Origin of the sequence: Mycobacterium sp. 23 (assembly GCF_048287075.1) — a bacterium.
GTDB classification, from domain to species: domain Bacteria; phylum Actinomycetota; class Actinomycetes; order Mycobacteriales; family Mycobacteriaceae; genus Mycobacterium; species Mycobacterium gordonae_B.
This window is the reverse complement of sequence record NZ_JBLVUX010000005.1, coordinates 4,883,597-4,910,010: the sequence shown is the minus strand read 5'-3', so window position 1 is coordinate 4,910,010 and position 26,414 is coordinate 4,883,597. Positions and strand designations below refer to the sequence as shown.

At 65.8% G+C, this 26,414-nt stretch carries 28 protein-coding genes and 4 tRNA genes; 21 read left to right on the top strand and 11 right to left on the bottom strand.

Annotation, left to right across the window (positions count from 1 at the left end; translation table 11 throughout):
* Positions 1-5: 5 nt before the first annotated feature.
* The 5 genes from ACNQS7_RS23955 (at position 6) to ACNQS7_RS23935 (ending at position 4,097) form a co-directional block, all read left to right on the top strand.
* The gene (locus ACNQS7_RS23955) at positions 6-785 is read left to right on the top strand and encodes a GntR family transcriptional regulator (RefSeq protein WP_418014491.1); all 780 of its coding nucleotides are present in this window, start codon (positions 6-8) and stop codon (positions 783-785) included.
* Positions 786-884: 99 nt separating this feature from the next.
* Positions 885-1,307 (top strand): plasmid replication, integration and excision activator, encoded by a 423-nt coding sequence (locus ACNQS7_RS23950; protein WP_256099924.1) that lies wholly within the window; start codon positions 885-887, stop codon positions 1,305-1,307.
* Positions 1,304-2,626, top strand: coding sequence for an FtsK/SpoIIIE domain-containing protein (locus ACNQS7_RS23945; protein ID WP_418014490.1), 1,323 nt, complete (start codon positions 1,304-1,306; stop codon positions 2,624-2,626). Before ACNQS7_RS23950 ends, ACNQS7_RS23945 begins: the two co-directional genes overlap by 4 nt.
* 80 nt (positions 2,627-2,706) lie before the next feature.
* Positions 2,707-2,943 (top strand): helix-turn-helix transcriptional regulator, encoded by a 237-nt coding sequence (locus tag ACNQS7_RS23940; RefSeq protein WP_256099926.1) that lies wholly within the window; start codon positions 2,707-2,709, stop codon positions 2,941-2,943.
* A complete protein-coding gene (locus ACNQS7_RS23935; protein ID WP_418014489.1) occupies positions 2,943-4,097 on the top strand; it encodes a tyrosine-type recombinase/integrase in 1,155 nt (384 codons plus the stop codon). Before ACNQS7_RS23940 ends, ACNQS7_RS23935 begins: the two co-directional genes overlap by 1 nt.
* Positions 4,098-4,135: 38 nt before the next feature.
* On the opposite strand, the gene ACNQS7_RS23930 is transcribed toward ACNQS7_RS23935, so the two are convergent.
* The 3 genes from ACNQS7_RS23930 to ACNQS7_RS23920 form a co-directional block, all read right to left on the bottom strand.
* Positions 4,136-4,212 (bottom strand) — tRNA-Phe (locus tag ACNQS7_RS23930).
* Between the two features lie 33 nt (positions 4,213-4,245).
* A tRNA-Asp gene (locus tag ACNQS7_RS23925) sits at positions 4,246-4,322 on the bottom strand.
* 40 nt (positions 4,323-4,362) lie between these two features.
* A tRNA-Glu gene (locus ACNQS7_RS23920) sits at positions 4,363-4,435 on the bottom strand.
* Between the two features lie 125 nt (positions 4,436-4,560).
* Here ACNQS7_RS23920 and ACNQS7_RS23915 point away from each other — a divergent pair.
* Positions 4,561-4,633 (top strand) — tRNA-Lys (locus ACNQS7_RS23915).
* Positions 4,634-4,758: 125 nt separating this feature from the next.
* Entirely contained in the window at positions 4,759-5,577 is an 819-nt protein-coding gene (locus ACNQS7_RS23910; protein ID WP_418014488.1) for a TIGR04255 family protein, read from the top strand.
* An 18-nt stretch (positions 5,578-5,595) separates the two neighbouring features.
* On the opposite strand, the gene ACNQS7_RS23905 is transcribed toward ACNQS7_RS23910, so the two are convergent.
* Complete coding sequence (locus tag ACNQS7_RS23905; RefSeq protein ID WP_418014487.1) at positions 5,596-6,501, bottom strand: SAM-dependent methyltransferase; 906 nt, start codon at positions 6,499-6,501, stop codon at positions 5,596-5,598.
* An 84-nt stretch (positions 6,502-6,585) separates the two neighbouring features.
* Between ACNQS7_RS23905 and ACNQS7_RS23900 the strand changes: the two genes are divergently transcribed.
* The 3 genes from ACNQS7_RS23900 to ACNQS7_RS23890 are packed head-to-tail and all read left to right on the top strand — an operon-like array spanning position 6,586 to position 7,746.
* On the top strand, positions 6,586-7,095 hold the full coding sequence (locus tag ACNQS7_RS23900; RefSeq protein WP_418014486.1) for a nucleoside deaminase: 510 nt from the start codon (positions 6,586-6,588) through the stop codon (positions 7,093-7,095).
* A 49-nt stretch (positions 7,096-7,144) separates the two neighbouring features.
* Positions 7,145-7,513, top strand: a complete 369-nt coding sequence (locus ACNQS7_RS23895; RefSeq protein ID WP_055581465.1) for an ArsR/SmtB family transcription factor — start codon at positions 7,145-7,147, stop codon at positions 7,511-7,513.
* Between the two features lie 35 nt (positions 7,514-7,548).
* Positions 7,549-7,746 carry a zinc transporter Slc39a7 gene (locus tag ACNQS7_RS23890; RefSeq protein WP_418014485.1) on the top strand — a complete coding sequence of 66 codons (198 nt, stop codon included), beginning with the start codon at positions 7,549-7,551 and terminating at the stop codon, positions 7,744-7,746.
* Between the two features lie 4 nt (positions 7,747-7,750).
* On the opposite strand, the gene ACNQS7_RS23885 is transcribed toward ACNQS7_RS23890, so the two are convergent.
* Positions 7,751-8,782: an oxygenase MpaB family protein gene (locus ACNQS7_RS23885; protein ID WP_418014484.1), complete on the bottom strand. Its 1,032-nt coding sequence runs from the start codon at positions 8,780-8,782 to the stop codon at positions 7,751-7,753.
* Between the two features lie 66 nt (positions 8,783-8,848).
* Here ACNQS7_RS23885 and ACNQS7_RS23880 point away from each other — a divergent pair, with 66 nt between their 5' ends.
* The 5 genes from ACNQS7_RS23880 (at position 8,849) to phoU (ending at position 14,850) form a co-directional block, all read left to right on the top strand.
* Entirely contained in the window at positions 8,849-9,481 is a 633-nt protein-coding gene (locus ACNQS7_RS23880; RefSeq protein WP_418014483.1) for a TetR/AcrR family transcriptional regulator, read from the top strand.
* Between the two features lie 146 nt (positions 9,482-9,627).
* Positions 9,628-10,650, top strand: a complete 1,023-nt coding sequence (locus ACNQS7_RS23875) for an acyl-ACP desaturase (RefSeq protein ID WP_055581469.1) — start codon at positions 9,628-9,630, stop codon at positions 10,648-10,650.
* Positions 10,651-10,656: 6 nt separating this feature from the next.
* Positions 10,657-11,790: a tRNA dihydrouridine synthase DusB gene (gene dusB / locus ACNQS7_RS23870; RefSeq protein WP_418014482.1), complete on the top strand. Its 1,134-nt coding sequence runs from the start codon at positions 10,657-10,659 to the stop codon at positions 11,788-11,790.
* 194 nt (positions 11,791-11,984) lie between these two features.
* The gene (locus ACNQS7_RS23865; protein WP_418014481.1) at positions 11,985-14,111 is read left to right on the top strand and encodes an LCP family protein; all 2,127 of its coding nucleotides are present in this window, start codon (positions 11,985-11,987) and stop codon (positions 14,109-14,111) included.
* Between the two features lie 70 nt (positions 14,112-14,181).
* Positions 14,182-14,850: a phosphate signaling complex protein PhoU gene (gene phoU / locus ACNQS7_RS23860; protein ID WP_065045307.1), complete on the top strand. Its 669-nt coding sequence runs from the start codon at positions 14,182-14,184 to the stop codon at positions 14,848-14,850.
* Positions 14,851-14,966: 116 nt separating this feature from the next.
* On the opposite strand, the gene pstB is transcribed toward phoU, so the two are convergent.
* The 6 genes from pstB to ACNQS7_RS23830 are packed head-to-tail and all read right to left on the bottom strand — an operon-like array spanning position 14,967 to position 20,592.
* A complete protein-coding gene (pstB, locus tag ACNQS7_RS23855) occupies positions 14,967-15,743 on the bottom strand; it encodes a phosphate ABC transporter ATP-binding protein PstB (RefSeq protein ID WP_065162424.1) in 777 nt (258 codons plus the stop codon).
* Between the two features lie 16 nt (positions 15,744-15,759).
* The gene (gene pstA, locus ACNQS7_RS23850) at positions 15,760-16,674 is read right to left on the bottom strand and encodes a phosphate ABC transporter permease PstA (RefSeq protein ID WP_418014480.1); all 915 of its coding nucleotides are present in this window, start codon (positions 16,672-16,674) and stop codon (positions 15,760-15,762) included.
* Positions 16,671-17,711, bottom strand: a complete 1,041-nt coding sequence (gene pstC / locus ACNQS7_RS23845) for a phosphate ABC transporter permease subunit PstC (protein WP_418014479.1) — start codon at positions 17,709-17,711, stop codon at positions 16,671-16,673. Before pstC ends, pstA begins: the two co-directional genes overlap by 4 nt.
* A 30-nt stretch (positions 17,712-17,741) precedes the next feature.
* Positions 17,742-18,863: a phosphate ABC transporter substrate-binding protein PstS gene (gene pstS / locus ACNQS7_RS23840; RefSeq protein ID WP_418014478.1), complete on the bottom strand. Its 1,122-nt coding sequence runs from the start codon at positions 18,861-18,863 to the stop codon at positions 17,742-17,744.
* Between the two features lie 56 nt (positions 18,864-18,919).
* Entirely contained in the window at positions 18,920-19,825 is a 906-nt protein-coding gene (mshD, locus tag ACNQS7_RS23835; protein ID WP_418014477.1) for a mycothiol synthase, read from the bottom strand.
* Positions 19,822-20,592 carry a winged helix-turn-helix transcriptional regulator gene (locus tag ACNQS7_RS23830; RefSeq protein WP_156452888.1) on the bottom strand — a complete coding sequence of 257 codons (771 nt, stop codon included), beginning with the start codon at positions 20,590-20,592 and terminating at the stop codon, positions 19,822-19,824. The genes mshD and ACNQS7_RS23830 overlap by 4 nt, the downstream gene beginning before the upstream one ends.
* A gap of 236 nt (positions 20,593-20,828) precedes the next feature.
* Here ACNQS7_RS23830 and lmeA point away from each other — a divergent pair, with 236 nt between their 5' ends.
* From lmeA to ACNQS7_RS23800, 6 genes are all read left to right on the top strand, one after another.
* On the top strand, positions 20,829-21,635 hold the full coding sequence (lmeA, locus tag ACNQS7_RS23825) for a mannan chain length control protein LmeA (protein WP_418014476.1): 807 nt from the start codon (positions 20,829-20,831) through the stop codon (positions 21,633-21,635).
* A complete protein-coding gene (locus ACNQS7_RS23820) occupies positions 21,632-21,793 on the top strand; it encodes an Ms5788A family Cys-rich leader peptide (RefSeq protein ID WP_418014475.1) in 162 nt (53 codons plus the stop codon). The genes lmeA and ACNQS7_RS23820 overlap by 4 nt, the downstream gene beginning before the upstream one ends.
* Before the next feature lie 123 nt (positions 21,794-21,916).
* A complete protein-coding gene (locus tag ACNQS7_RS23815) occupies positions 21,917-22,750 on the top strand; it encodes a sulfurtransferase (protein WP_418014473.1) in 834 nt (277 codons plus the stop codon).
* Position 22,751: 1 nt separating this feature from the next.
* The gene (locus ACNQS7_RS23810; protein WP_418014472.1) at positions 22,752-23,054 is read left to right on the top strand and encodes a DUF1416 domain-containing protein; all 303 of its coding nucleotides are present in this window, start codon (positions 22,752-22,754) and stop codon (positions 23,052-23,054) included.
* 194 nt (positions 23,055-23,248) lie between these two features.
* On the top strand, positions 23,249-23,902 hold the full coding sequence (locus tag ACNQS7_RS23805) for an FABP family protein (protein ID WP_418014471.1): 654 nt from the start codon (positions 23,249-23,251) through the stop codon (positions 23,900-23,902).
* A gap of 93 nt (positions 23,903-23,995) precedes the next feature.
* Positions 23,996-26,365 (top strand): RyR domain-containing protein, encoded by a 2,370-nt coding sequence (locus ACNQS7_RS23800; protein ID WP_418014470.1) that lies wholly within the window; start codon positions 23,996-23,998, stop codon positions 26,363-26,365.
* Positions 26,366-26,414 lie beyond the last annotated feature (49 nt).

Sequence of the window (26,414 nt, the reverse complement as noted above, 5' to 3'; positions counted from 1 at the left end):
CTCAGGTGCTGCAACTTGGTCAGATTGACCGGGCGGACGATAAGCCGCCGTATCGGCAGATCGCCAGCATGTTGCGTGACGCCATCATCTCTGGCCAGCTAGAAGCTGGCGGACGTCTGCCCTCCGAGGCCGAGTTAATCGAGCATTTCGGGGTCGCGCGGATGACAGTCCGCCAGGCAGTGCAAGAACTGCGCACCGAAGGCTTGGTGATCTCCGAGCACGGTCGCGGGGTGTTTGTGCGCCCCTCTCCCCCAATTAGGCGGCTCGCATCCGATCGCTTCGCCCGGCAACATCGCGCCAACGGCAAAGCGGCATTCACCGTCGAAGCGGAGAAGTCCGGCTACACACCTCAAGTCGACAACATCAGCGTTTCCCGCGAGAGGCCGGATTCGGTTGTGGCCGAACGGCTTCGACTGACTGCAAATGACGAAGTGGTGGTTCGGTCCCGACGTTACCTCGCCGACGGCAAGCCGGTCGAAACGGCAACCTCATACATTCCTGTCGCATTCGCCAAGGGCACCAAGATCGAACAGACCGACACGGGGCCAGGTGGCATCTACGCGCGCCTTGAAGAGGCTGGTCATAGCCTCGCGCGGTTCACCGAGGAGGTCGGCGCCCGAATGCCCACTCCCGAAGAACGCCGTGCCTTGCAGCTCCCGCCAGGGGCGCCTGTTCTAACAGTGGTGCGGACTGCCTATGACACCAAGGACGTGGCCGTTGAAGTCTGCGACACAGTGAAGGTGGCGTCGGCCTACCTGCTGGAATACGACTTCTCAGCGCGCTGAAGCGTCTCGAAACGACCGAATGTGTCAGACGCTTGACTTACTCCTCTAGACGACTAGGTTGAGTAGTCATCTAGTCCAATCCACAAGGAAGGTTCTGCAATGTCTATCCCCAAATGGCTCCAGATCGGTCACGAACAGGTGTTCTCCCTCGGTGCGTTCCTCGTATCCGAGGTGACGCCGATGATCGACTTCGACAAGTCCTCCGGCGAGAACCGCGTCCAAGCGAGGGATCGCGATACCGGCTTGCCGATGTGGCAGGTCGAAGTGCTTGACGGCGACCCGGCGGCACCGAAGCGCAGTCGGACGGTGACAGTCAAGTTCGCTGCACCGACGCAGCCGTCTGCGCCCGCCAAACCCAGTGGGACACCCTTTACCCCAGTGGTTTTCGACGGGCTCATGGCGCTGCCGTACGTTGAGCGGTCGGGCGACTTCTCCCGGATCGCCTGGTCGTTTCGAGCCTCTGGCATGAGGGCACCAGGCAAGCCATCCGCCAGCGCAACGGCCAGCCGGGAATCGGCATGAATCCCGATCCGTACGCACCGCTCGATCCCGACACCCCATTCCGGCTCTACCACGTCCTGAATTTCTTCACCAGTCTCGGCCTCTGGGTGGCGATCGTCGTAGGAGTCACCGCCGCCGCCCTCATCTCCTGGCGACTGCACTCTCCCGAGACGTATGAGGAACGATTCGCAACACCGGCCCGACTTCTACGCTGGCGACTCTGGGCTTACGTCTCCTGGCACAGGCTCTGCAAGCGCTGCGGCCTATCCGCCTCCGAGCAGATCACTCGCCGCAACAAAGAAGGCCAGCAGGTCACCTCCACCCGCTGGTTTCATCCAAAGCTGTTGGGAACAGACGTGTCTCACACCACCCTGCGGCTCACAGTACGGGCACGGATGGGACAGACCGTGGAAGACCTGGAGCGGGCCGTTCCTGCCATCCGTGACGCTGCTGGTGCATATTCGGCACGGGCGGTTGTCGTCTCGCCCGGGACGCTGCGCATCGAGCTGGTCATGCGAGAGCAGTTGTCGACGGTAGGTCACGCAGCGCCGCCAACGGCGGTCGCAACAACACGTATCACGCTCGGACGACGCGAGGACGGTTCCGCCTGGACCCTCCCACTGAGCGGGCGACACACACTCACCGTGGGCTGCTCGGGCGCAGGCAAAGGTTCCGTCTTCTGGGGCATCGCCTGCGGACTCGGTCCTGCTGTGGCCGCCGGGTTTGTTCACCTGATCGGAATTGACCTGAAGTACGGCATCGAGTTGTCAACCGGCGCCGGGCTATTCACCAAGATCGCCACCACAGAGGCCGACGCCGTCCAAACCCTTGCTGGGCTGGAGAAGCTGATGGACAAGCGCGGCCACGAGATGGCGGGCCACACGCGCGAACACAGGCCGACCACGGCCTCACCCCTTGTCGTGCTGCTGATCGACGAGCTGGCCGGGATAACCGCGTACATGAGCGACCCGGCCCTTCGTAAAGAAGCCGCCGCTTCGTTCTCACGGATCCTCACCAAAGGTCGAGCGCTGGGAATCGTGGTTGCCGCATTCCTGCAGGACCCTCGCAAGGAAGTGCTGCCTATGCGAGGACTGTTCACGCAGACCATCGCGCTTCGACTGCGTTCCCGCGACGAAGTCACGATGGTCCTCGGCGATGGGCTGGCCGACAAGGCTCCGGCACACCGAATCAGCCCCGACAGACCGGGTACCGGCTACGTCATCGCCGAGGACGGCCACGCGACGAAGGTCCGATCCGACTTCTGGTCCGACGATCAGATCCGCACCACTGCAAGGCAATACGGGAAATCAAGGACCACCGGAGGGCGGAGCAGTGAATGACTGGTCCATTTCCGAATCAGCTAACGGGTTGCCCCGCAGCCGCACGCGGTACGAGTCAATCCACGCAACGAGGTGACGCCATGGTGATTCACGACCTCCGGGAGGCCCTCGTCGCTAGCGGCAATTTCCCAGAATTGCTTACCGCCGAACAGGTTTCAGCGCTATTAGGCGTTTCCGCTGCAACACTCAACCGCTGGGCCGCACTCCGCGAAACCACCGGCGAACAGATCGGCCCGCCCTGCTACACACTGTCAGAGCGGGTACGCCGCTGGGACTGCGCAGAAGTCCGATCCTGGCTGAAGCAGGTGCGCCGGTAATGGCCGGCAACACCCCTCGCGGCATTCGAAAGCGCCTCAACGCAGCCGGCCAACCCCGCTACCAAGTCCGATACCTGATCCGAGATCCGAACGCTCCATCGGGCTGGGTTGAAACGTCAGCCACCTTTCCGACCCTGCGCGAGGCGAAGGCGTTCAAATCCGAACGTGACAACGAAGCCGCGCTCGGTGCACGTCGATTCGACCCACGCCTCGGACGCACGCCGCTGAACCGGATCTGGACGCAGTTCTCCGGTTCCAAGAAGCCCGCGGTGTCGCCGAAGACCTGGAGCGGGTACGTCCAACACTGGGATCTGCGAATCGCCCCCCGGTTCGGTCACATCCCCGTCGACGAGATCACCCGCGCCGACGTCCAGGCGTTCGTTGACGGCCTGACGGTTGGCCCGTGGGCAAAGGTTTCCACGCTGCGGCTGATGCGCTCAATTCTCGATGTCGCCCACCAAGACGGGCGCATCCACCGCAACCCCGCCCTTGGTGTCTCAGCGGGCCGCATTCCCGAGCGGGATCGCCATCGCTACCTGTCCGCACAAGAAATCCAGACCCTGGCTACCGCATGCGGAGACCAGGGCGACGTCGTGACCATCCTCGCCTACACCGGCTTGCGTTGGTCCGAACTCGTCGGCCTCCGCGTCAAGGACATCGACCTGGCTGCCCGTCGGCTCTACGTCCGACGGGCAGCGCCCGAAGTCGAAGGCCGCATCATCATCGGGCCACCCAAGACCCGCGCCGGTATCCGTACCGTCCCGCTCCCCCAGGTCGTCGTCGACATCCTCAAAACACGGATCGGCGGTCGGGCGCCCGACGAGCCTGCCGTCACCTCATCGAACGGAACAATGTTGCGCTCCAACAACTGGCGCCGCCATACGCACTGGAACAGGGCACTCAAGAAGACTGACCTGGCCCCGCTCACTATCCATGATCTACGTCACACGTACGCCAGCCTGGCCCGAAAATCTGGGGCTGACCTTCGCTACGTCCAGAAGACCATGGGACATTCCACGCCCACCGTCACCGCGAATATTTACAGCGATCTCTACGCCGACGAACTGGACCAGGTGGCAACAAATCTGGATCAGCTTCACGCGGCCGAGACGCAACCACCCAAGACCGGACAAGAACCGGACAAAGAAAACTGACAACCGAGTGCAAGAGCCGTGTCAATGCAGGTAGATCGTGGTGGCCAGGGGCGGGATCGAACCGCCGACCTTCCGCTTTTCAGGCGGACGCTCGTACCGACTGAGCTACCTGGCCGGAAGCCGGCAGGCAGCGTGTGCCTCGCCGTGCTGGCGACCCTGACGGGACTCGAACCCGCGACCTCCGCCGTGACAGGGCGGCGCGCTAACCAACTGCGCCACAGGGCCTTGCTCTACTGCTCTGCTCCGCGGGTAGCCGCGTAGCCAGTACCCCCTACGGGATTCGAACCCGCGCTACCGCCTTGAAAGGGCGGCGTCCTAGGCCGCTAGACGAAGGGGGCCAGAACCGAATCTCTCCGGGGCACTCGCAACGCGATTACTGTTGGGAGCCAAGCCAGCTTAGGTCACCCCGGCCCCAATCCTCAAACGAGCCCTCCGCCGGCACCCAGTATTGTGATTCTCCGCTGCCCCTATAGCTCAGTTGGTAGAGCTACGGACTTTTAATCCGCAGGTCGTAGGTTCGAGTCCTACTGGGGGCACTGAACCCGCCTCGAATCGGCCTCAAACCGCTATGACCTGGTATGCCGGGCCTCCGCAGCCGCAACAAACAGACGAGATCGGACGCTCCGGGTGATTGCCGTCACGCTTCGTTAAGCTCGCGGCTATGCTTCCGGACGTGAATCCCGCTGAGGTACAACCCAACGCCCCCGTAGCCCTGGTGACGCTGGAGATCCGTCACCCGGCAACAGACTCTCTCACCGAGACGGCAAGCCGCGAGCTCAAGCATCTGCTGCTCAACGACCTGCCCATCGAACGCCAGGCCCAGGATGTCCAGTGGGGCATGACCGCCCCCGGTCAGCCGCCACAACCCGTCGCGGACCGCTTCGTGCGCTACTCCAACCGCGAGAACACCACCGCCGCGTCGCTCAAGAACCAGGCGATCGTCGTCGAGACCAGCGCATACAGCAACTTCGACACCTTCCTGGAAATCGCCATGCGGGTGGTCGACGCGCGTTCGGCGGTCTCGTCGATCGTGGGCATCGAGCGCATCGGTCTGCGCTACGTCCTGGAGATCCGCGTCCCCGCCGGTGTCGACGGCCGGATCGAATGGACCAACTGGATCGACGAGAGCCTGCTCGGCCCCCAGCGTCTGGCCCCGGGCGGGCTGACCCTGACCGAATGGCAGGGCGCCGCCGTCTACCGTGAGGCCCAGCCGGGTAAGTCACTCATCGTGCGTTACGGACCGGGCGTCGGTCAGGCACTCGACCCGAGCTACCACCTGCGTCGCGTCACGCCCCCCCAGACCGGTCAGTTCTTCCTGATGGACATCGACAGCTTCTGGACCCCGCCCACCGGCGCTATCCCGGAGTACAACCGCGAGGCCCTGCTCTCGACGTACCGGGATCTCTACGCCCCGGCACAGACGGTGTTCCAGGACATGCTCACCAGCCGGCTGAAGGACGAACTGCTCCGCAGCCAGTAAAGGCGGCCAGCAGGGCCGCTATGGCTGGTACACCGCGCTGGTGTACGTGACGTCGGCGAATGCTTCCGCCAGTTCGTCGTCGGGGTAGTCGAACCCGTTGGCCGCGTGCAGTTCGGCGGTGGTGCGGGGCGTGGTCTGCCAACCGGTACCAGTCAGATGGTCCAGGAGGTGGCTGCGCTCGGCGTGGTAGACGAGGTCGTTGAAGTCGAGTTCGAACCCGAGCGCAGCCATCTTTTCGTGATGGGCGCGCCAGCGCTCGTCCTGGAAGATCCGGGTGTCCGGCACGAACTCGAACGCAAGTCGGCTGCCGGGCGCGCTCAGCGCGGTGATGTTGTCGAACAGCGCATCCTGGGCGTCGTCCGGCAGATACACCAGCAGGCCCTCGGCACTCCACGCCGACGGGGCGGCAGCGTCGAACCCGGCCGCCCGCAGAGCCGAAGCCCAGTCGTCACGCAGGTCGATGGCGACGGTCCGGCGCTCGGCGGTCGGCTCGGCGCCCAGGTCGCTCAGCGTCAGCGTCTTGAACTCGATCACCTCCGGCATGTCGACCTCGTAGACGACGGTGCCGGCCGGCCAAGGCAAGCGGTAGGCGCGCGCGTCCAGGCCCGACGCCAAGATGACCACCTGCGTGACACCGCTGCGGGTGGCGTCCAGGAAGAACTCGTCGTAGAACCTGGTCCGGCAGGCCATGCCCCGGGCCATCCGCTGCGGATCGAACTCGGAGTCGTCGTCAACGGGAATCTGACCGTTCACCAGGCGGGTGTAGACGTCGATGCCCACCGCGCGCACCAGCGGCGCCGCGAAGGGGTCGTCGATCAGCGCGTATTCAGGGTCGGAAGCCAGCGCCCGCTGGGCGGCGACCATGGTTGCCGTCGCACCGACACTCGTCGCAAGGTCCCAGCGATCCCGATCGGTACGCACCATTGCACTCCCTCGACTTCAGAAATATAGATAACCTAGTTACTATCACAGAACCGCCAATGAATCTGCGCGGCTACTCTGCCGGGTGTGACCGACTTCGCACAGCGAACCATCGACCTCGCCCGTCAGAACGTCGCCGAAGGGGGGCGCCCGTTCGCGACGGTCATCGTCCGGAACAGCGAGATCCTCGCTGAAAGCGCCAACAAGGTGGCGCAGACCAGCGATCCCACCGCTCACGCGGAGATCCTGGCGATCCGCGAGGCGTGCACCAAGCTCGGCACCGAGCATCTGGTCGGCACCACCATCTATGTCCTGGCCCACCCCTGCCCGATGTGCCTGGGTTCGCTCTACTACTGCTCCCCCGATGAGGTCGTCTTCCTGACGTCACGCGATGCCTACGAGCCGCATTACGTCGACGACCGCAAGTACTTCGAGCTCGCCACTTTCTACGACGAGTTCGCCAAGGACTGGCGGGACCGCCGCCTGCCGATGCGCGAGGAAACCCGTCCCGCGATCAGAGCCGCGGCGGTGGACGTCTACCGGGCCTGGCAGGAGCGCAACGGAGGGCAGCGCCGGGCGACTGACGTTCCCGGCTGACCCCAACTCACCTTGACACCACACCGGTGATTTAACCTATTATCTACGTATGCACGCAGATAACAGAGCTGGCAGGTTGCCGGACGACCAGGTCGGACTGGTGGTCGAGGTGTTCCGGATGCTGGCCGACGCCACCCGCGTGCAGGTGTTGTGGTCACTGGCCAAGCACGAGATGTCGGTCAACGAACTCGCCGAACACGTGGGCAAACCCGCCGCCTCGGTCTCTCAACACCTGGCGAAGCTGCGCATGGCGCGCCTGGTGCGCACCCGGCGCGACGGCACCACGATCTTCTACAGCCTGGAGAACGACCACGTGCGCCAGCTCGTCATCGACGCCGTCTACAACGCCGAACACGCCGGGCCCGGCGTTCCCGGTCACCATCGGGGCGACAGCGCCGTGAAGGCGATCAAAAGCTAGTCTTCACAACAATTTTCGCGATAAGGAGAAACAAAATGTCCGACCACACCCATGATGAGGCGCACGCCCACGAACACCAGCACGGGGACGTGCACCACAGCCACGCCCACACCACTCACGAGCATGAGCACGTCGCGCACGAGCACGCACATTCACACAGCGACGGCACCGAACACACTCACGAGCACGTGCACCAGTCCGGCCTCGAAGAGGTGCACAGCCACACGCACTGAGCGCTCAGACCTGCGGGCAGTAATGCTTGGGATCGCCCCGCTCATCCAAGGGCGGCAGGTTCCGGGCCGGCGTCTGCGGCAGCGGTGCGTCGGCCGCAATGCGCCCGGACGCGCGGTCGAGGCCGGCACGGGCCCGCGGGTGCTTCCGGTACCGGGGAGGCACGAACGCGAAGATCGCCCGCACCACGCTGCCGAAGCGCCGGTGCAGCCACTCGTCGCGGCCTGACCATCGATAACCCAAGCGCTCCCGGACGGCCGGGTGATACAGGCCCACGGTCAACCACAGAAAGAACGGCGCGGACAGCTTGGTCATGGCCGACCACAGCCAGTCCGGAAGCCACGGCGCGATCGGCGGCTTGCCGTAATTCGTCAGATCGAGGACCACCCGGGTCGCGAAATTATCCTCTAAAACGTTGCGGCACATGTGGTCCCAGTAGGCCTGGAACTCTTCCCAGGACTTCGGCACCGGCCGCATACTCATCCCGTACATCCGGTACCACTGGACGTGTTCGTCGAACAGCTGCCGCTTCTCCGCTTCGGTCAGACCGCCACAGAACCACTCGGCCACGTGCAGCGTCCCGACGAAGAAAGTCGAGTGAGCCCAGTAGAAGACGTCAGGGTTCAGAGCGTGGTAGCGCCGGCCCTGGTCGTCGACGCCCTTGATGTCGATGTGGTAGTCGCGCACCTCGGCCCCCGTGGTCGGGGCCCGGTCACCGTCGAAGACCACCCCGCCGATCGGGTACAGCGACCGCATCACCCGGGGCAGCGGCTCGCGGAGGAAGGTCGAGTGATCCTTTACCGCGGCGCCCAGCTGAGGGTGCATGTTCTGCATGGATCCGGCGAACGGCCCCTGCAGCATGCCGCGCCAGTCGCCGAAGTACTTCCAGGTAAGCGAGTCGGGACCGAGCGGCTGCGGCGGTGCCTCGTAGCCCAGCGGTGATACCGGGCAACCGACGGCCATATCGGCCGGCCGGTCATCGGGGGCGGCCGGCTCGGCGCTGGTCACCGGGCACGTCGCGGACGTATCTTGAGTCACTGGTGTCATTCCTCAGCTGTCGGAAATCTGACTACACGCGTTGTCAGAATCAATTCTAGGAGCGAAGTGCAGGCGGGTCAACGACGAGGCCGCTGGTCAGGCGTCCCTCTGGAGGACCGCCACGCGTTGCGTCGCGACACCCTCATAGCGGCCGGCGTCGAATTGCTCGGAGGCGAAGGCGGCCCCGCACTCACGGTGCGCGCCGCCTGCCGCCAGGCCAACCTGACCGAGCGGTACTTCTACGAGAGCTTCGACGATCGCGAGCATTTCGTTCGCGCGGTCTACGACGATGTCTGCACCCGGGCGATGGCGACGCTGACGTCAGCGAAAACTCCCAGAGAGGCCGTCGAGCAGTTCGTGGCGCTGATGGTCGACGACCCGGTCCGCGGGCGGGTGTTGCTGCTGGCTCCCGCCGTCGAGCCGGTACTGACCCGCTCCGGGGCCGAGTGGATGCCCAACTTCATCGATCTGCTGCAGCGCAAGCTCTCCCGCATAGTCGACCCGGTGACCCAGAAACTGGTCGCGACCAGCTTGATCGGCGCATTGACCGCACTGTTCACCGCGTACCTGAACGATCAACTGGGCGCCACCCGCCAGCAGTTCATCGACTACTGCGTCAACATGTTGCTCGGCACCGCCGCCACCTACGTCGAACAGGGCTCGGCCGAAATCACCGTCGCGTCGCTGCCGCACGATTAACCGACGCAACCCTCGGGCACCCTCTCCGAGGTGGCCGATCAACCTTGACCGCACCGTGATGCGCCACACCGGCGGCAAACTTGATGCTACTGATAGGCACAGATAACATTGACTGCAACCAACAGACACAGATAACTGGAGTTGCCATGTCAGGCGAGCTGACCAATCTGCAGCTGCTACAGGAACTCGAGCCGATGGTCGAGAAGTACCTGAACCGGCACGAGAGCATGCACAAAGACTGGAACCCGCACGACTACATCCCGTGGTCGGACGGGAAGAACTTCTATGCGCTGGGCGGCCAGGATTGGGAGCCCGGACAGTCCAAGCTGTCCGACATCGCCCAGGTGGCGATGGTGCAGAACCTGATGACCGAGGACAACCTGCCGTCCTACCACCGCGAGATCACGATGAACTTCGGGCTGGACGGCGCCTGGGGCCAGTGGGTCAACCGCTGGACCGCCGAGGAGAACCGGCACGGGATCGCACTGCGCGACTACCTCGTGGTCACCCGCGCCGTCGACCCCTACGAGCTGGAGAAGCTGCGCGTGGAGGTGGTGAACCGCGGCTTCAGCCCGGGCCAGAACCACCAGGTGCGCGATGACCTGTTCGCCGAGAGCCTGTTCGACTCGGTCATCTACGTGACTTTCCAGGAGCTGGCCACCCGGATCTCGCACCGCAACACCGGTAAGGCCTGCGACGAACCGATTGCCGACCAGATGCTGGCCAAGATCTCGGCGGACGAGAACCTGCACATGATCTTCTACCGCGACGTCAGCGAAGCCGGGTTCGAGATCGCACCCAACCAGGCGATGAAGTCGCTGCACAAGATCCTGCGCAACTTCCAGATGCCCGGATACCAGGTGCCGGAGTTCCGCCGCAAAGCAGTGCTCATTGCCGTCGGCGGCGTGTACGACCCCCGGATCCACCTCGATGACGTCGTCATGCCGGTACTGAAGAAATGGCGCATTTTCGAGCGCGAGGACTTCACCGGCGAGGCCGCGGCTCTGCGCGACGACCTGGGCGTGCTGGTCAAGGAACTCGAGGCGTCCTGCGACAAGTTCGAGCAGTCCAAGCAACGCCAGCTGGACCGGGAAGTTCGCACCGGCAAGAAGACCACCGCGTTCGAGCTGCACCAGACCGCGGGCAAGCTGACGCTGAGCGGGCGGTAGCGCCCATTGCGCATCGGCACGATCGAGCTCGCCAGCCCCGTCGTGCTGGCACCCATGGCCGGTGTGACGAACGTCGCATTCCGTTCGCTGTGCCGTGAACTGGAGCTGTCGAAGGTAGGCACGGTCAGCGGACTGTATGTCTGCGAGATGGTGACCGCGCGGGCGCTTGTCGAGCGGCACCCGGTCACCATGCACATGACGACGTTCGCGCCGGACGAATCGCCGCGCTCGCTGCAGCTCTACACCGTTGACCCGGACACCACCTTCGCCGCGGCCAAGATGATCGCCGACGAGGGACTGGCCGATCACATCGACATGAACTTCGGCTGCCCGGTTCCCAAGGTGACCAAGCGCGGCGGCGGAGCGGCGTTGCCGTACAAGCGGCGGCTGTTCGGCCAGATCGTCGCCGCGGCGGTGCGCGCCACCGCCGGCACCGACATACCGGTGACCGTCAAGTTCCGCATCGGCATCGACGACGACCACCACACGCACCTGGACGCCGGGCGCATCGCCGAGTCCGAGGGAGCCGCGGCCGTCGCCCTGCACGCCCGAACCGCCGCACAGCGCTACTCCGGCACCGCCGACTGGGACCAGATCGCCCTGCTCAAGCAACAGGTGCGCACGATTCCGGTGCTGGGCAACGGCGACATCTACGACGCCAGCGACGCGCTCGCCATGATGGCCGCCACGGGATGCGATGGCGTGGTCATCGGCCGCGGCTGCCTGGGCCGTCCCTGGCTGTTCGCCGAACTATCGGCCGCGTTCACCGGCATACCGGCCCCGGAACCGCCCGCCCTCGGCGAGGTGACCGACATCATCCGGCGGCACGGCGCGCTGCTGGCCGCCCATTTCGGTGAAGACAAGGGCATGCGCGACATCCGCAAGCACGTCGCCTGGTACCTGCACGGCTTCCCCGCAGGATCCGACCTGAGGCGCGCATTGGCGCTGGTCAAGACACTTGACGAACTCGACGAGCTGCTCGACCGGTTGGACCGTGACGTTCCGTTCCCGGAGGCCGGCAACGGCCCGCGCGGCCGCCAGGGTTCGCCGGCGCGGGTGGCTCTGCCCGACGGCTGGCTCAGCGATCCCGACGACTGCCGGGTGCCCGAAGGCGCCGACGTCATGCACTCCGGCGGCTGATCCGCAAGCCGCGGTGGCTCAACCGAGACACTCTCGAAATCGCGTCTCAGCCGAGAAATCAGTACGATGTGAGCCTTAATGCAATTCCGCGGCGCCGAGTTCGGCGGTGCTGCGTTTATGTGTGCGCGTTGTGCCCGAAAAACCACCCCATCGGTGGGGACGTCCGCATAGTGACATTCGGAGGCCGGTAGGACATGAGTGACGGCGGGAAAGACGCCACTCCTGACCATCGGCGCGCGCGGAGCGCCGGTGATGCTGCTGACTTCCTTACCGCAAACGCACAGGCATTGCCAGGCGCCGCGCCGTGGGAGCGCTTCACGGCGACGTCGGCCGATGACGAACTGAGTCGTTGGTCCGCCGGTTCCGTCACGAAAGCCGAGACTCCCGCCGAACCCGAGGACGGCCCGGCGGGCAGCCACAACGACGGGGTCCTGAGCGTCGCGGACCTGATCGCAAAACTCGGTGCCACCCTTCCCGAGCGCCCCACTCACCATCACGTGGCCGACGAACCAGAGGTGGACGACGAGCCGGCACCCGCCGAAGAACGCGAGCGTGACGACCTGCTCGACACCCAGGTCATCCCCACTCCCGCGTATTCCTTGCAGTTGCTCTCCGAAATCCCCGACCTCGGGGCGGCCAACTATCCGGAGGATTCCGGAGCGGACGAGAAGGCCTCGCGCCGGAAGCGGCGCCGCGCCACCGCACCGGCCAACGTCTCGACTACCCCGAAGCGGAAGTCCCACCGGCGGCCGATGCTGATCGCGGGCCGCTCCGTGGTCGCGGTCGTCGCGCTGCTGTCGCTGGTGCTGACCGGCGGCGCGTGGCACTGGAGTTCGTCGAAGAACAACCAGCTGAACACCGTCAGCGCCTTGGACCCCGGGTCCGCCGACATCGTCGACCCCAACGCCCAGTACGGCGACGAGAACTTCCTGATCGTCGGAATGGACTCCCGCCTCGGCGACAACGCCAATGTCGGCGCCGGCGACACCGAGGACGCCGGTGGCGCCCGTTCGGACACGGTGATGCTGGTCAACATCCCCGCTGACCGCAAGCGCGTGGTCGCGGTGTCGTTCCCCCGTGACCTGGCGATCAACCCCATCCAGTGCGAAGCCTGGAATCCCGAGGACGGCAAGTACGGACCCATCTACGACCCGAAGACCGGCAAGACGGGTCCCCGGATGGTTTACACCGAGACCAAGCTGAACTCCGCGTTCTCCTTCGGCGGCCCCAAGTGCCTGGTGAAGGTGATCCAGAAGTTGTCCGGTCTGAGCGTCAACCGGTTCATCGCCATCGACTTCGTCGGGTTCGGCCGCATGGTCGAGGCCCTCGGCGGGGTCGAGGTGTGCAGCACCACGCCGCTGAAGGACTACGAACTGGGCACGGTGCTCGCCCATGCCGGACGCCAGGTCATCGACGGCCCCACCGCGCTGAACTACGTGCGCGCCCGGCAGGTCACCACTGAGAGCAACGGCGACTACGGCCGCATCAAGCGGCAGCAGCTGTTCCTGTCCTCGCTGCTGCGGACGATGATCTCCGAGGACACGTTGATGAACCTCAACAAGCTCAACAACGTCGTCAATATGTTCATCGGCAACAGCTACGTCGACAACGTCAAGACCAGAGACCTGGTCGAGCTCGGCCGCTCCCTGCAGCACATGGCGGCCGGGCACGTCACGTTCGTCACCGTGCCCACGGGCATCACCGACCAGGACGGCAACGAGCCGCCACGGACCGCGGACATGAAAGCGCTGTTCACCGCGATCATCAACGACGATCCGTTGCCCAAGGAGAACGACCAGAACGCACAGAGTCTGGGTAGCTCGCAGACTTCCGGGTCGGGCGCCAGTACCACCAAGAAGCCGCCGCAACCTCAGCCCCAACCGGCCCCGGCCAATGACACGCACCGCGAGCAGGTGACGACGACCTCCCCGCAGGAGGTTACGGTCCAGGTGTCCAACGGCACCGGCACCGAGGGCCTGGCCGCGACCGCCGCGAGCCAACTCAAGCGCAATGGCTTCAACGTGATGACTCCGGATGACTATCCGAATTCACTGAAGACGACGACGGTGTTCTTCTCACCCGGCAACGAACAGGCCGCCGCTACCGTGGCCGCGGCGTTCGGTAACTCGAAGGTCGAGCGGGTGACCGGGATCGGCTCGGTGGTCCAGGTGGTGCTCGGGCCGGACTTCAGCGCGGTCACCTCGCCGCCGCCCAGCGGTTCCTCGGTGAGCATGCAGGTCAGCCGGAACACCAGCAGCACGCCGACCAGGCTGCCCGAGGATCTGACGGTCACCAATGCGGCAGACACCACCTGCGAATAGCGAGACAACGTTTGTGAACAGGACGTGCCGCTGCACGCCATCGGCTATGTGCAGAACGTAGGCTTTACACATGAGAACCGCCTACCATGAGCAGCTCGCGGAATTATCCGAGCGACTCGGCGAGATGTGCGGGCTGGCCGGGATTGCGATGGAGCGGGCTACCCAAGCCTTGTTGCAGGCCGATCTGGTGCTGGCCGAGCAGGTCATCACCGACCACGAAAGAATATCGGCGCTCAGCGCCCAGGCGGAGGAGAGCGCATTCGTCCTGCTGGCCCTGCAGGCACCGGTAGCCGGTGATCTGAGGTCGATCGTCAGCGCGATTCAGATCGTCGCAGATATCGACCGGATGGGCGCCCTGGCGCTGCACGTCGCCAAGATCGCCCGCCGGCGCCACCCCCAGCATGCGCTGCCCGAGGAGGTCAACGGCTACTTCGCCGAAATGGGCAGCATCGCAGTCGAATTGGGTAACAGCGCCCAAGAGGTGCTGCAAACCCGCGACCCGGAGAAGGCCGCCCGGATCCGCGAAGAAGACGATGCGATGGACGACCTGCACCGGCACCTGTTCAACGTGCTGATGGACCGGGAGTGGAAGTACGGCGTGGCTGCCGCGGTGGACGTCACCCTGCTGGGCCGGTTCTACGAACGCTTCGCCGACCACGCCGTCGAGGTGGCCCGCCGGGTCATCTTCCAGGCCACGGGCAAGTTTGCCGAAGGCGAGCCGAGCCCTACCTCGCACTGACGGGTCGCACGAGGGCGGACGCCGTGTTACCGCCGAGCCCGCATCCGGCGGCTGCCACTCCAACTTTCGCTGCAAATCCGCAGCCTCGGCGCGCAACCCCCGCCGAGCGGGGACGCTCACCCGAATCGGCCGGAGATGTAGTCCTCGGTGGATTTCTGGCTGGGGTTGGAGAAGATCTTCTCCGTGTCGTCGATCTCGATCAGCCGCCCCGGCTTGCCGACGGCCTCCAGGTTGAAGAACGCCGTCTGATCGCTCACGCGCGCCGCCTGTTGCATGTTGTGCGTGACGATGACGATGGTGTACTCCTGCTTCAGCTCGCTGATCAATTCCTCGATCGCCATCGTCGAGATGGGGTCCAGCGCCGAGCAGGGTTCGTCCATCAACAGCACGTCGGGTTGCACGGCGATGGCGCGGGCGATACACAACCGCTGCTGCTGACCACCGGAGAGGCCGCCGCCGGGCTTGTCCAACCTGTCTTTGACCTCGTCCCACAAGTTCGCGCCGCGCAGCGAGTGCTCGGTGGTCTCGTCGAGCACCTTGCGGTTGCGTACGCCCTGCAACTTCAGACCGGCGACCACGTTGTCGCGAATCGACATGGCGGGGAAGGGGTTCGGCCGCTGGAACACCATGCCGATGGCCCGGCGTACGCCGACGGGATCGATGCGCGCGCCGTAGATGTCCTCATCGTCGAGGAGCACGCTGCCTTCCACCCTGCCCCCGGGGACCACCTCGTGCATGCGGTTGAGGGTGCGCAGCACCGTGGTCTTGCCGCAGCCGGACGGGCCGATGAAGGCAGTCACGCTGCGGGGTAGCACCGACAGGGTCACGTCGGCGACCGCATGAAACGACCCGTAGTAGATGTTGACCTCTTTGAGGTCCAACCGTTTGGCCAACTGATGCAGCTCCTGGCTAAGTCTTCTTCGGGGCAAAGGCCTTCGCGACCATCCTGGCCCCGATATTGATGATTGCAATCAACAAGATCAGAGTAAGCGCGGCACCCCACATCCGCTCCGTGGGAACCGGGTCGGCACCGGCGCCGGCGGTCGTCTGGTCATACATCATGCCGGGCAACGACCCCATGAACCCACTGAACATGTCGAAGTTCATAGCGCGCGAATAGCCGACCAAGATCAGCAGCGGCGACGTCTCACCGAGCACCCGCGCCAGCGCCAGCAGAATCCCGGTGAGGATGCCGGACAGGCCGGTCGGAATCACCACTCTGGCGATGGTCTTCCACTTCGGTATCCCGAGCGCGTAACTGGCCTCCCGAAGGTCCACGGGCACTATCCGCAACATCTCCTCGGTCGCCCGCGCGATCACCGGAAGCATCATCAGTACCAACGCCAACGACACCGCGAACTGGGAGCGTGGCAGACCCAGCGCCGCGACCCACACCGCGTAGATGAACAGTGCCGCGACGATCGAGGGCACTCCCGCGAGGATGTCCACCGTGAAGGTGACCAGCCTGGCCAACGGGCTGCGGCCGCCATATTCCACCAGGTAGATGCCCACCAGTACACCGATCGGAATGGAGATCGCCGCGCACGCCAATCCCAGCAGCAGCGTGCCGACGATGGCGTGGTATGCACCCCCGCCGGAATTCAGAGCCGTCGTTCCCGCCTGCGAATGCGTCCACCACGTGCTCGACGCCAGCGCCCTGAACCCATTGACCGCCACCGAACAGAGCAACCAGAGCAGCGGCGCCAGAGCGACCAGCATCGCCAGCGTCACCAGGATGGTGGCGACGGCGTTGGCGATGCGACGACGCAGGCCGCGCCCGGCGAGCGTCCGCCATTTCAGCGGGCGGTCCAGCATCGAGGTCACGACCGCGGCCTTACGGCTCTGGTGCCGGCCACGGCCGCTCGGGCCAGCGCGTTCACCACGAACGTGAGTAGGAAGAGCACCAGCCCCGCGGCCAGGTAGGCCCCCGCCTTGTACTGATTGTCGAATTCGGGTGCGGCGGCGGCGATCTTGGTGGCGAAGGTGGACCCGCCGTCGAACAGCGACCAACCGAACGCCGTCTGCGTGCCGCGCAGGATGATCAGCAGAGCGACCGTCTCACCCAGGGCCTGACCCAACCCCAGGATCGACCCGCTGATGAATCCGGACCGCCCGAACGGCAATACCGTCGTCTTGACCACTTCCCAGCGGGTGGCGCCCAGTGCGAGCGCGGCTTCGATCTCTTCCTGCGGGGTCTGGACGAACACTTCACGGGTGACCGCAGTGATGATCGGCAGGATCATCACCGCCAGGACGATTCCGGCGGTGAAGATGGTGCCGCCGCCGGCCGCCGACGCATTACCGGTCGAGAACAGGAACAGCTGCCCGAGGTGGACGTTGAGCCAGACGGCCACCGGCCGCAACCGGGGCGCCAGCACGTACAGGCCCCAGACCCCGTAGATGATCGACGGCACCGCGGCCAGCAGGTCGACCGTGTACGACAGCGGCGCGGCCAGCCTGCGCGGCGCGTATTGGGTCAGATAGAGCGCCACCCCGAGCGCCACCGGCATCGCCAGGGCCAGCGCGAACACCGAGACGAAGATCGTCACGTGCAGCTGTTCGAGAATTCCGAACCGCATCGCCGAAGGGTCGGTGGTGACCCAGTTGCCGCGGTAAGTGAAGAAGTTGACCTGATTTCGCGCCAGCGCCGGCATGGCATGCCACAGCAGGAAACCGCCGACGCCTGCGATCAGGGCCACGACCGATAAGCCCGCCCCCAGCGAGAGGCGGCGAAAAATCCGGTCCGCCGGCGGCGGCCGGCCATAGCCCCACGGGCTGATCGGGACCACCGGCGGCTCGGGGAAGGGCGCGGCGACGACTTCACCCGAACCCGCGTCGGCTGGGTTTGGCTGTCGGTCCATCAAGTCACTGTTGATCCCGTCGGTGTCCGGTTACTGCAGTGCGTTGATCGCGGTGATCAGGCGCTCCTTGACCTTATCCGGCAACGGGACGTACCCGGCGGAGGTGAGCACGGCCTGGCCCTTGTCGACGGCAGTGGTGAGGAACGCCTTCACCGCGGCGGCCGTATCCGGGTCGTAGCCCTGGGAGCACACGATCTCGTAGGTCGCGAGCACCAGCGGGTAGGCCGTCGGCTCCTGGATGGCGTACATCGAGCCCAGCTCCAGCACCAGATCGTTCCCGCCGGCCGCGAACGTAACGGCGTTGACGGCGTTGCGGGCGGTCTCCTCGGTCAGCGCGACGACGCCGTTGCCCGTGTCGATCTGCGCGAACGGCACCCCGGCGCGATCGGCGAAACCCTTCTCGACATATCCGATTGCCCCCAGAGTGGTCTGCACCGCCTCGACGACGCCGGCCGACCGGGGGGCGCCCTCACCCACGCCGCCCTGGAACTCGGTTCCGATGCCCCGGGACCAGCTCTGCGGCGCCGCGGTGGTCAGGTACTTCTGGAAATTGTCGGTGGTTCCCGACGAGTCCTTGCGGTAAATCGGAGTGATCGTCGTTTTGGGCAGTTCCACACCGGGATTGAGCGCAACCAGCAGCGGGTCGTCCCAGCGCCGGATGCCGCCGCTGAAGATCTTGGCCAACGCATCGGCGTCAACGGCCAGCTTGGGGACACCCGGCAGGTTGTACACCAACGCGATCGGCCCGAACACCAGCGGCAGATCCCATGCCGAACTTCCGTTGCACCGCTGGGCAGCCGGGCCGATCTGGGAGGCGACCAGCGGCGAATCAGATCCGGCGAAGTCCACATGGCCGGCGATGAACTGCTCGCGTCCGGCGCCCGAGCCGGTGGGGTTGTACGCCACCGCCTTCCCGGGACACAGCTGGCCCCACACCTGATTGAACAGCGCGATCGCGATCTGCTGGGCCGTCGAACCCTCAGCGGTCAACGCGTTCTTACCACCGCACGAGCCCTCGCCGGAAACCCTCGAGCTCTGCGTCAGGGCGCCGCGGTTGTCGTCGCTGCCGCAGGCGGTCACGACCGCACCGCAGATGGTCAGCGCCACAGCCGTCGCTCGCAGCACCGACCGGGATTTCACCCACGGGGACATTGCCAGGTAGCGCGGAAACTATGCTTCGCCCGCAAGAAAACATCCGCGGAAAATGCTCAGCCGGCGGCGTACGCGGTGTCGACGCTGTAGACGGCGAACCCCGTCTTCTCATAGGTCCGCACCGCGGCCGCGTTGTCGGACTCCACGTAGAGCATCACGCTGGCGTCGGGCATCTCGGCCAGCCGCGCCGCCAGCGACACCAGACCGATCGAGGTCAGCAACTGCCCCAGGCCGCTGCCCTGGGCCGACGGGTCGACGCCTACTACGTAGACCTCGCCCAGCCCGTCGGGGTCGGGGTGCACTTTGGTCCAGTGAAAGCCGAGCAGTCTGTCGTCACGGTCGAAAGCCAGGAACAGGCCGGCCGGATCGAACCAGGACTCCCCACGCCGCTCTTCGATTTCGCGTTCGGTCCAACCACCCTGTTCCGGATGGTAGGAGAACGCGGCGTTGTTGACCCGCAGCAGTTCGGCGTCGTCCGAAGGGCCCGCGTAGGTGCGGATCCGCACCTCACGCAGCCGCTCAGGTGTCAGGGGCTCGGCGATATCGCGCAGCGGACGCCGCATCTGCAGCAGTTCGCGCACCGCGACCAGGCCCAGCGCAGACGCGGTGGCGCGGGCGGGCTCCAGCGTGCGGTGCGCCCAGAACCGGGTCTGACCGCCGGTCTTGGCGAGTGCCGCGCGCGCCAGTGCCGTGCCGACACCCCCGCGCCGGGCTTGCGGGTGCACCACCAGTTCCGACATGGCGCCGGCCTCGTCTCGGGGCGGGGTGAGGTTCAGATAACCCGTGACTCCGGCGCTGGGATCCTCGGCCACCAGGTGCTCGGTGCGGTCCTGCGACAATTCCCGCAGCACCTGCTCACCCACTGGCGCTACGCCGTCGAATTCGGTTGCGGCCGTTACGAGCTCACGGACCTGACGCTGCTCATCGGGGGTGAGGGCCGGGCGCCATTGCGGCGCGGTCACTGACTGCGCAACGGGTCGGCCAGCGGGTCCATATCGGCGTCGGATTCGTCGTCGTCAGATTCGCGCTCGTCGGGCTCGGCGGCCTGGGCCCGGCCGCGCGCCGGCCGGACCGCCTTGTAGCCCACATTGCGCACCGTGCCGATCAGAGCCTCGTGCTCAGGGCCGAGCTTGGCACGCAGCCGACGTACGTGCACGTCAACCGTGCGGGTGCCGCCGAAGAAGTCGTACCCCCACACCTCATGCAGCAGCTGGGCGCGGGTGAACACCCGGCCCGCGTGCTGGGCCAGGTACTTCAGCAACTCGAATTCCTTGTACGTGAGGTCGAGCGGACGACCGCGCAACCGGGCGGTGTAGGTGCCCTCGTCGATCACCAGTTCGCCCAGGCTCACCTTGCCGACGCTTTCCTGGTCGGCCAGACCACCCCGGCGGCCCACGACGAGGCGCAGCCGCGCGTCGATTTCGGCAGGCCCCGTACTGGGCAGCAGGATCTCGTCCAGGCCCCAGTCGGCGCTCACGGCCACCAGTCCGCCTTCACTCACCACCGCAAGCACAGGTGCGGACCGGCCCGCCGTGCTGAGCAAACGGCACAGGCCGCGTGCCGCGGAGAGATCGTTTCGCGCGTCGACCAGCACGGCGTCCGCGTTACCAGCCTCCAATAGAGAGGACGCCTCCGGCGGCGCGGTCCGCACGCTGTGCGGCAGCAGGGACAACGAGGGTAGGACCGGGTCGGGATACAGCTCCGAGGTCAGCAGTAGTAGCTCCAACACGCCCCTCCAGCGTCGTGGGCAAGGCCTCCCAGATCATCGCGACATATGACGTTAGCGGCAAGATCATCTAACGATAACTTGCCGCGTGTTATTCGGCCTGGCGACGAGGCCTTCCGCGATGCAACGACCGCAAGCCGGACGATTAGCCGATGCCCCCGCCACCTGCGGGCGGGCGCTGCCGGCCGCAAGACCACTGTGAGCAACCCAACACGGCCCGGCGATGTCAGAATGTCCGCGTGCGCAAAGTCCTGACGGGTGCCACCGCGGCGGCGATCGCCGTCGGCGTCATCGCGCTGGGCGCTGTCGGCGTCGACTACGGCGCGAGCATTTACGCCGAGTACCGGCTCTCGACCAGCGTGCGCAGAGCCGCGAATCTGGGGTCTGACCCGTTCGTGGCCATCATCGCCTTTCCCTTCATCCCCCAAGCGATGGCCCACCACTACGACGAGCTGGAGATCAAGGCCGGGGCTGTCGATCACGCGACGGTCGGCAAGGCCACCCTCGAGGCCACCATGCACTCGATCGACCTGACCGATGCCTCGTGGTTGCTCAGACCGGAGGCAAAGCTGCCGGTCGGGAAGCTGGAGAGCCGCATCATCATCGACTCGGTGCACCTGGGCCGATTCATGGGCATCACCGACCTGATGGTCGAGGCGCCTCCTCAGGAATCCAACGACGCGACCGGAGGAACCACCGAGTCCGGTATATCGGGCAGCCACGGACTGGTGTTCAGCGGGACGCCGCAATCGGCCGGCTTCGACCACCGGGTCAGCATCTCGGTGGATCTGGCCATTGCCCCCGAGGACCCCGCCACGCTGGTGATCAGCCCGACCGGGGTGCTCACCGGCCCCGACACCGCCAACCAGGCGGTTCCCGACGACAAACGCGACGCGGTGCTGCGGTCATTCGCCGGCCGGCTGCCCAACCAGAGGCTGCCGTTCGGGGTGGCGCCTAACACCGTCGGAGCGCGCGGGTCCGACGTCATCATCGAGGGCATCACCCGCGACGTCACCGTCACGCTGGAGGGTTTCAAGCAGTCGTGACCTTCGTCAGCTGTGAGCTGTCTGCGGCTGTTGGCTTGATCACTGTTTCATTAGGTAAGCTGACCGACGTGTCAGCCCGCATCGAGCCTGTGCTCACCAAGCGCCGCGCAGTTCAACTGTGCCGCGTCGCGGGTTGTTGCTGTTGCTGTTGCTGCTGAGTAGCCGCGCCTATCTGCGCTGTGCTCGAAGCGGTCAGGGTCCTCACCGTGGCATGTCTTCCTCGCGCAATAGCCGTACCCAGCCCCAAAGCTGTTCATCAGAAGAAATCGAAAGGATCCCCCATGGCACGCTCCGACGTCCTGGTCTCCGCCGACTGGGCTGAGAGCAATCTGGATGCCGAAAACGTCGTTTTCGTCGAGGTGGACGAAGACACCAGCGCTTACGACGGAGGCCACATCCCCGGCGCGATCAAGCTGGACTGGCGAGACGACCTGCAGGACCCGGTCAAGCGCGACTTCGTCGACGCAGAGCAGTTCTCCAAGCTGCTGTCCGACCGTGGCATCGCCAACGACGACACCGTGATCCTCTACGGCGGCAACAACAACTGGTTCGCGGCGTACGCCTACTGGTACTTCAAGCTGTACGGCCACCGGGACGTCAAGCTGCTCGACGGTGGCCGCAAGAAATGGGAGCTCGATGGCCGGCCGCTGTCCAGCGATGTCGTGAACCGGCCCGCCACCTCTTACACCGCGTCGGCGCCGGACAACTCCATCCGCGCCTTCCGTGACGAGGTGATCGCCGCGATCGGCACCAAGAATCTGGTCGACGTGCGCTCTCCCGACGAGTTCTCCGGCAAGATCCTGGCACCCGCGCACCTGCCCCAGGAGCAGAGCCAGCGTCCCGGCCACGTCCCCACCGCCATCAACGTGCCGTGGAGCAAGGCCGCCAACGAGGACGGCACCTTCAAGTCCGACGAGGAGCTGGCCAAGCTGTACGCCGACGCGGGACTGGACGGACAGAAGGAAACGATTGCCTACTGTCGGATCGGGGAACGTTCGTCGCACACCTGGTTCGTGCTGCAGGAATTGCTCGGACACAAGAACGTCAAGAACTACGACGGCAGTTGGACGGAATACGGCTCCCTGGTGGGTGCCCCGATCGAGTTGGGAAACTGACATGTGCTCTGCACCAAAGCAAGGGCTGACGTTGCCGGCCAGCGTCGACCTGGAGAAGGAAACGGTGATCACCGGCCGCGTCGTGGACGGTGAGGGCCAGGCCGTCGGCGGCGCTTTCGTCCGGCTGCTGGACTCGTCCGACGAGTTCACTGCCGAGGTCGTGGCGTCGGCGACGGGTGACTTCCGGTTCTTCGCGGCGCCCGGCTCGTGGACGCTGCGGGCGTTGTCCCGAGTCGGCAACGGCGACGCCGTGATCGCGCCGTCGGGTGCCGGCATCCACGAGGTGGACATCAAGGTCGCCTGACCGGCAGCGGTTCACTCTGCGTTGAGGGCGACGAAGTTCGAGTGCTCGCCACCCTCAACGCAGAGTCAACGACAATCGTGATCGCATAGACTCGTCCCCGTGGTGCTGTTCTTCGAGATCATGCTGGTCCTTGCGACTGTGGTCATCTCCTGGTTCGCGCTCTATGCGCTCTATCGGTTGATCACCGACGAGTCGTGACCTCCAGTGAGGGCGCAGACGCCCCAGACGCCCCCGACGAACTGTCACAGGCGGCCGAGCGGGCGAAACTGACCGCTGCCCGGAATATCCCCGCCTATGACGACCTGCCGCTGCCGGCCGACACCGCGAACCTGCGCGAAGGCGCAAACCTCCACGACGCCTTGCTGGCGCTGCTGCCGCTGGTCGGCGTGTGGCGCGGCGAGGGCGAGGGTCGTGCCCATGACGGCGATTACCGGTTCGGCCAGCAGATCGTGGTCTCGCACGACGGCGGCGACTACCTGAATTGGGAAGCACGCTCCTGGCGCCTCGACGAGGCCGGCGAGTACCACCAGCCGGGGTTGCGGGAAACGGGATTCTGGCGGTTTGTGCCCGACCCCGACGACCCCAGCGAATCACAGGCCATCGAACTGCTGCTGGCGCACTCGGCCGGTTATGTCGAGTTGTTCTACGGGCGCCCGCGTAACCAGTCGTCGTGGGAACTGGTCACCGATGCGCTGGCACGGAGCCGGTCGGGCGTCCTGGTCGGCGGCGCCAAGCGGCTCTACGGCATCGTCGAGGGCGGCGATCTGGCCTACGTCGAAGAGCGGGTGGACGCCGACGGCGGCCTGGTCCCCCATCTGTCGGCGCGGTTGTCCCGTTTCGTCGGCTGAGAGCAACCTCCGTAACGAGTTCTCGCTGTTGCCTTCCCGTGCGCTTGCGCGTGTACTGTTCGCGTCCGAGTGGGCCGCAGGACGGGAGGTTTGATGGGCCAGAAGAGAATCGCCCCGCCCCCGGTGCGCTGGGCCATGTCGGTCCTCGCCGTCCTGTTGATCGCCTATCTGGCCGCGGTGGCGGCCCAGCCGGCGATCCTGGACCTGCTGCCGTCCGGGGTGGGTTGGTTCGGCCGGCCGGGATCGATGCCGACGACCGCGATCGTCGTCGCCGTCCTGGCCGCGGTGTGTGTGATGACCTTCCGGTCCAACGCCAGCCACCGCCTGGTGGGCGTGTCGTTCACCGTGATCGCCGTGCTCATCACCATGAGCGCCATTCTGGGCCTCAGCTCGTACTGGAACTGCCACGACGAGAACCATCCCGCGGTCTTCACCCCGCTGATGCTGACCGCCCAGCTGATCAAAGGCAGCAGCGGCGACTACTCGCTGGGAGGGCATGTCTGCCCCAGCCCGACGCCGGTGGGCCTCGAATTGGCCCGAATGGCAGCCGTTTCGGCGATCTTCACGGGCCTGGGCGGTGTGGTGGTCGGCGTCTTCCGGTCCCAGGTGGACCGGCTACGCGCAAACTTCGCCGATTCCGTCACCGCGATCGTGGGGGTCGACGACGACACCGAATCGATGATCAGCGGCGTCGCGCGGACGTTAGACCGGCGCGGCACCCTGGTCGTCATCACCAGCACCAATGACGACCGTGTACAGCGGGTCCGCCGAATGGGTGCCCGCGTCGTGCTGGTGGACTTCAACACGCCCGCCACGATGGTGACGCTGCGGCTGTGGCGCCACCTGAGCCGGCTCTACCTGATGGCACCCGACCCCGCGATCAACCTGCTGTGGCTGGACCTGATCAGCCGCCGGTTGTCCGAAGTCGCCAACAAGCGACGGCTACCGCTCATCGTGCGCATCGACGATCCCTGGCTCGCCGAGGCCTGGCGTGCCCAGCAGTTCGGCGGCTCCGACACCCGTTGGGCGGCCGACGTCGTCGGCAAGTATGAAGTCACGGCGAGCCGGTTACTGGACGGGATCGTCGCAACCGGCCGGACTAAACGTGTATTCGTCTGTGGCACTTCACAACTGACCTTGGCGCTATGCGCGGACCTGACCCGGCGCGCGCTGGAACGCGACTTCTACACGCCCCCGGGGGCGGTCGCGCTGCCGTCGCTGACACTGGTGGAACGCGACGCCGAGGAATACCTCAAGGATCACGAGTTCTACCGGCAGCAAGCAGGATTCGCTTCCAACGGACCGACGATCGACGCAGTGTCGGAGGGTCCGACGATACCCACCATTCTGCGGCTGATCGGCGACACCGACCCCCACACGAGCGCGGTGATCCTGGTCGACACGCACACCGCGACCACCGGCACCAGGCTGGCCGCCCGTTTCCCCGAGATGCCCGTCTACACCTCCGACCTCAACACCAGCATCGCCGACGACTCGATACAGGTGGTCGGCATGCTGCAGTCGTACTCGCTGGTGCTGGACAGCCGCGAAGGCCAGGTTCAAGACGCCTGGGAGCGGGCGGCCCGGCTGATCCACGAGCGGTACGTCGCCACCATCGACCCCAGTTGGCCGCGGGGCCCCGCCTCGGTGCCGTGGGTCGAACTCGACGAGTTCTACCGCGGCTCGAACCGGCGTCAGGTGCGAAACGCGCTGTGGATGGTCGAACAGATCGCCGGCCACACGTGGAACACGTGGGGCAGCCCCCCTACCCAGCTGTCCGGCCGAGACATGGCGGATTCGCCGCCGCTGGAACAGCTTGCGCTGATGGGCTTCGACCAGCACTCGGCACTGGCCATGGCACAGGCGGAGCACGAGGACTGGTGCCGTTACTACCGCCGCAACGGCTGGAAGTACGGCACGCCGCGCGACGACGCCCGCAAGATCCACGACAAGCTGGTCGACTGGTCCACCGTCGAGAACAACCCCGACCTGCTCAACGCCGCCGTGCGCAGTCTGGCGGCCACGCTGTGGAGCCTTCGTCAGCTCGGTTACCGTTCCCGCCCGCTGTGGCGCACGTTCACCCGCGTCGGGACGGTCTCCGCCGGGCAACGCACCGCGCCGTGGACCTGGACATCGGATTCGGGGCACACCATGCATGCCGACGCCGGCGACTGGGAAGTGCGCTCGGACGGCAAGACCTGGTCGGTGCGCGACGACATCTTCCACGCCACCTACGAACCGGCCGGTGACGGACTGTGGCGCCGGAAGGGACGCGTCCAGGCCCGTCCGGCGCAGCCTGGCGAGTCGATCAACACCTTGGAGGGCCCGACGAACGCAGCCGACGGCGACTGGGTGGTGCGGGGCGCGGAGGGAGAACAGTGGCCCGTGCCCGGTCATGAGTTCGCGAGGCGCTACGCCGAGTTCCAGCCACCGGACGAAGCGCACGTGCCGGCACCGGAATGACCCCGCGGCGGGTTTGCCAGAGTCGATTGCTGCGACCCTTACCATGCGC

Coding starts and splice junctions, on each gene's coding strand:
- ACNQS7_RS23950 (WP_256099924.1), top strand. CDS start 885: ATGTCTATCCCCAAATGGCTCCAGATCGGTCACGAACAGGTGTTCTCC.
- ACNQS7_RS23945 (WP_418014490.1), top strand. CDS start 1,304: ATGAATCCCGATCCGTACGCACCGCTCGATCCCGACACCCCATTCCGG.
- ACNQS7_RS23940 (WP_256099926.1), top strand. CDS start 2,707: ATGGTGATTCACGACCTCCGGGAGGCCCTCGTCGCTAGCGGCAATTTC.
- ACNQS7_RS23935 (WP_418014489.1), top strand. CDS start 2,943: ATGGCCGGCAACACCCCTCGCGGCATTCGAAAGCGCCTCAACGCAGCC.
- ACNQS7_RS23910 (WP_418014488.1), top strand. CDS start 4,759: ATGCTTCCGGACGTGAATCCCGCTGAGGTACAACCCAACGCCCCCGTA.
- ACNQS7_RS23905 (WP_418014487.1), bottom strand. CDS start 6,501: ATGGTGCGTACCGATCGGGATCGCTGGGACCTTGCGACGAGTGTCGGT.
- ACNQS7_RS23895 (WP_055581465.1), top strand. CDS start 7,145: ATGCACGCAGATAACAGAGCTGGCAGGTTGCCGGACGACCAGGTCGGA.
- ACNQS7_RS23890 (WP_418014485.1), top strand. CDS start 7,549: ATGTCCGACCACACCCATGATGAGGCGCACGCCCACGAACACCAGCAC.
- ACNQS7_RS23875 (WP_055581469.1), top strand. CDS start 9,628: ATGTCAGGCGAGCTGACCAATCTGCAGCTGCTACAGGAACTCGAGCCG.
- ACNQS7_RS23865 (WP_418014481.1), top strand. CDS start 11,985: ATGAGTGACGGCGGGAAAGACGCCACTCCTGACCATCGGCGCGCGCGG.
- phoU (WP_065045307.1), top strand. CDS start 14,182: ATGAGAACCGCCTACCATGAGCAGCTCGCGGAATTATCCGAGCGACTC.
- pstC (WP_418014479.1), bottom strand. CDS start 17,711: ATGGACCGACAGCCAAACCCAGCCGACGCGGGTTCGGGTGAAGTCGTC.
- pstS (WP_418014478.1), bottom strand. CDS start 18,863: ATGTCCCCGTGGGTGAAATCCCGGTCGGTGCTGCGAGCGACGGCTGTG.
- ACNQS7_RS23815 (WP_418014473.1), top strand. CDS start 21,917: ATGGCACGCTCCGACGTCCTGGTCTCCGCCGACTGGGCTGAGAGCAAT.
- ACNQS7_RS23810 (WP_418014472.1), top strand. CDS start 22,752: ATGTGCTCTGCACCAAAGCAAGGGCTGACGTTGCCGGCCAGCGTCGAC.
- ACNQS7_RS23800 (WP_418014470.1), top strand. CDS start 23,996: ATGGGCCAGAAGAGAATCGCCCCGCCCCCGGTGCGCTGGGCCATGTCG.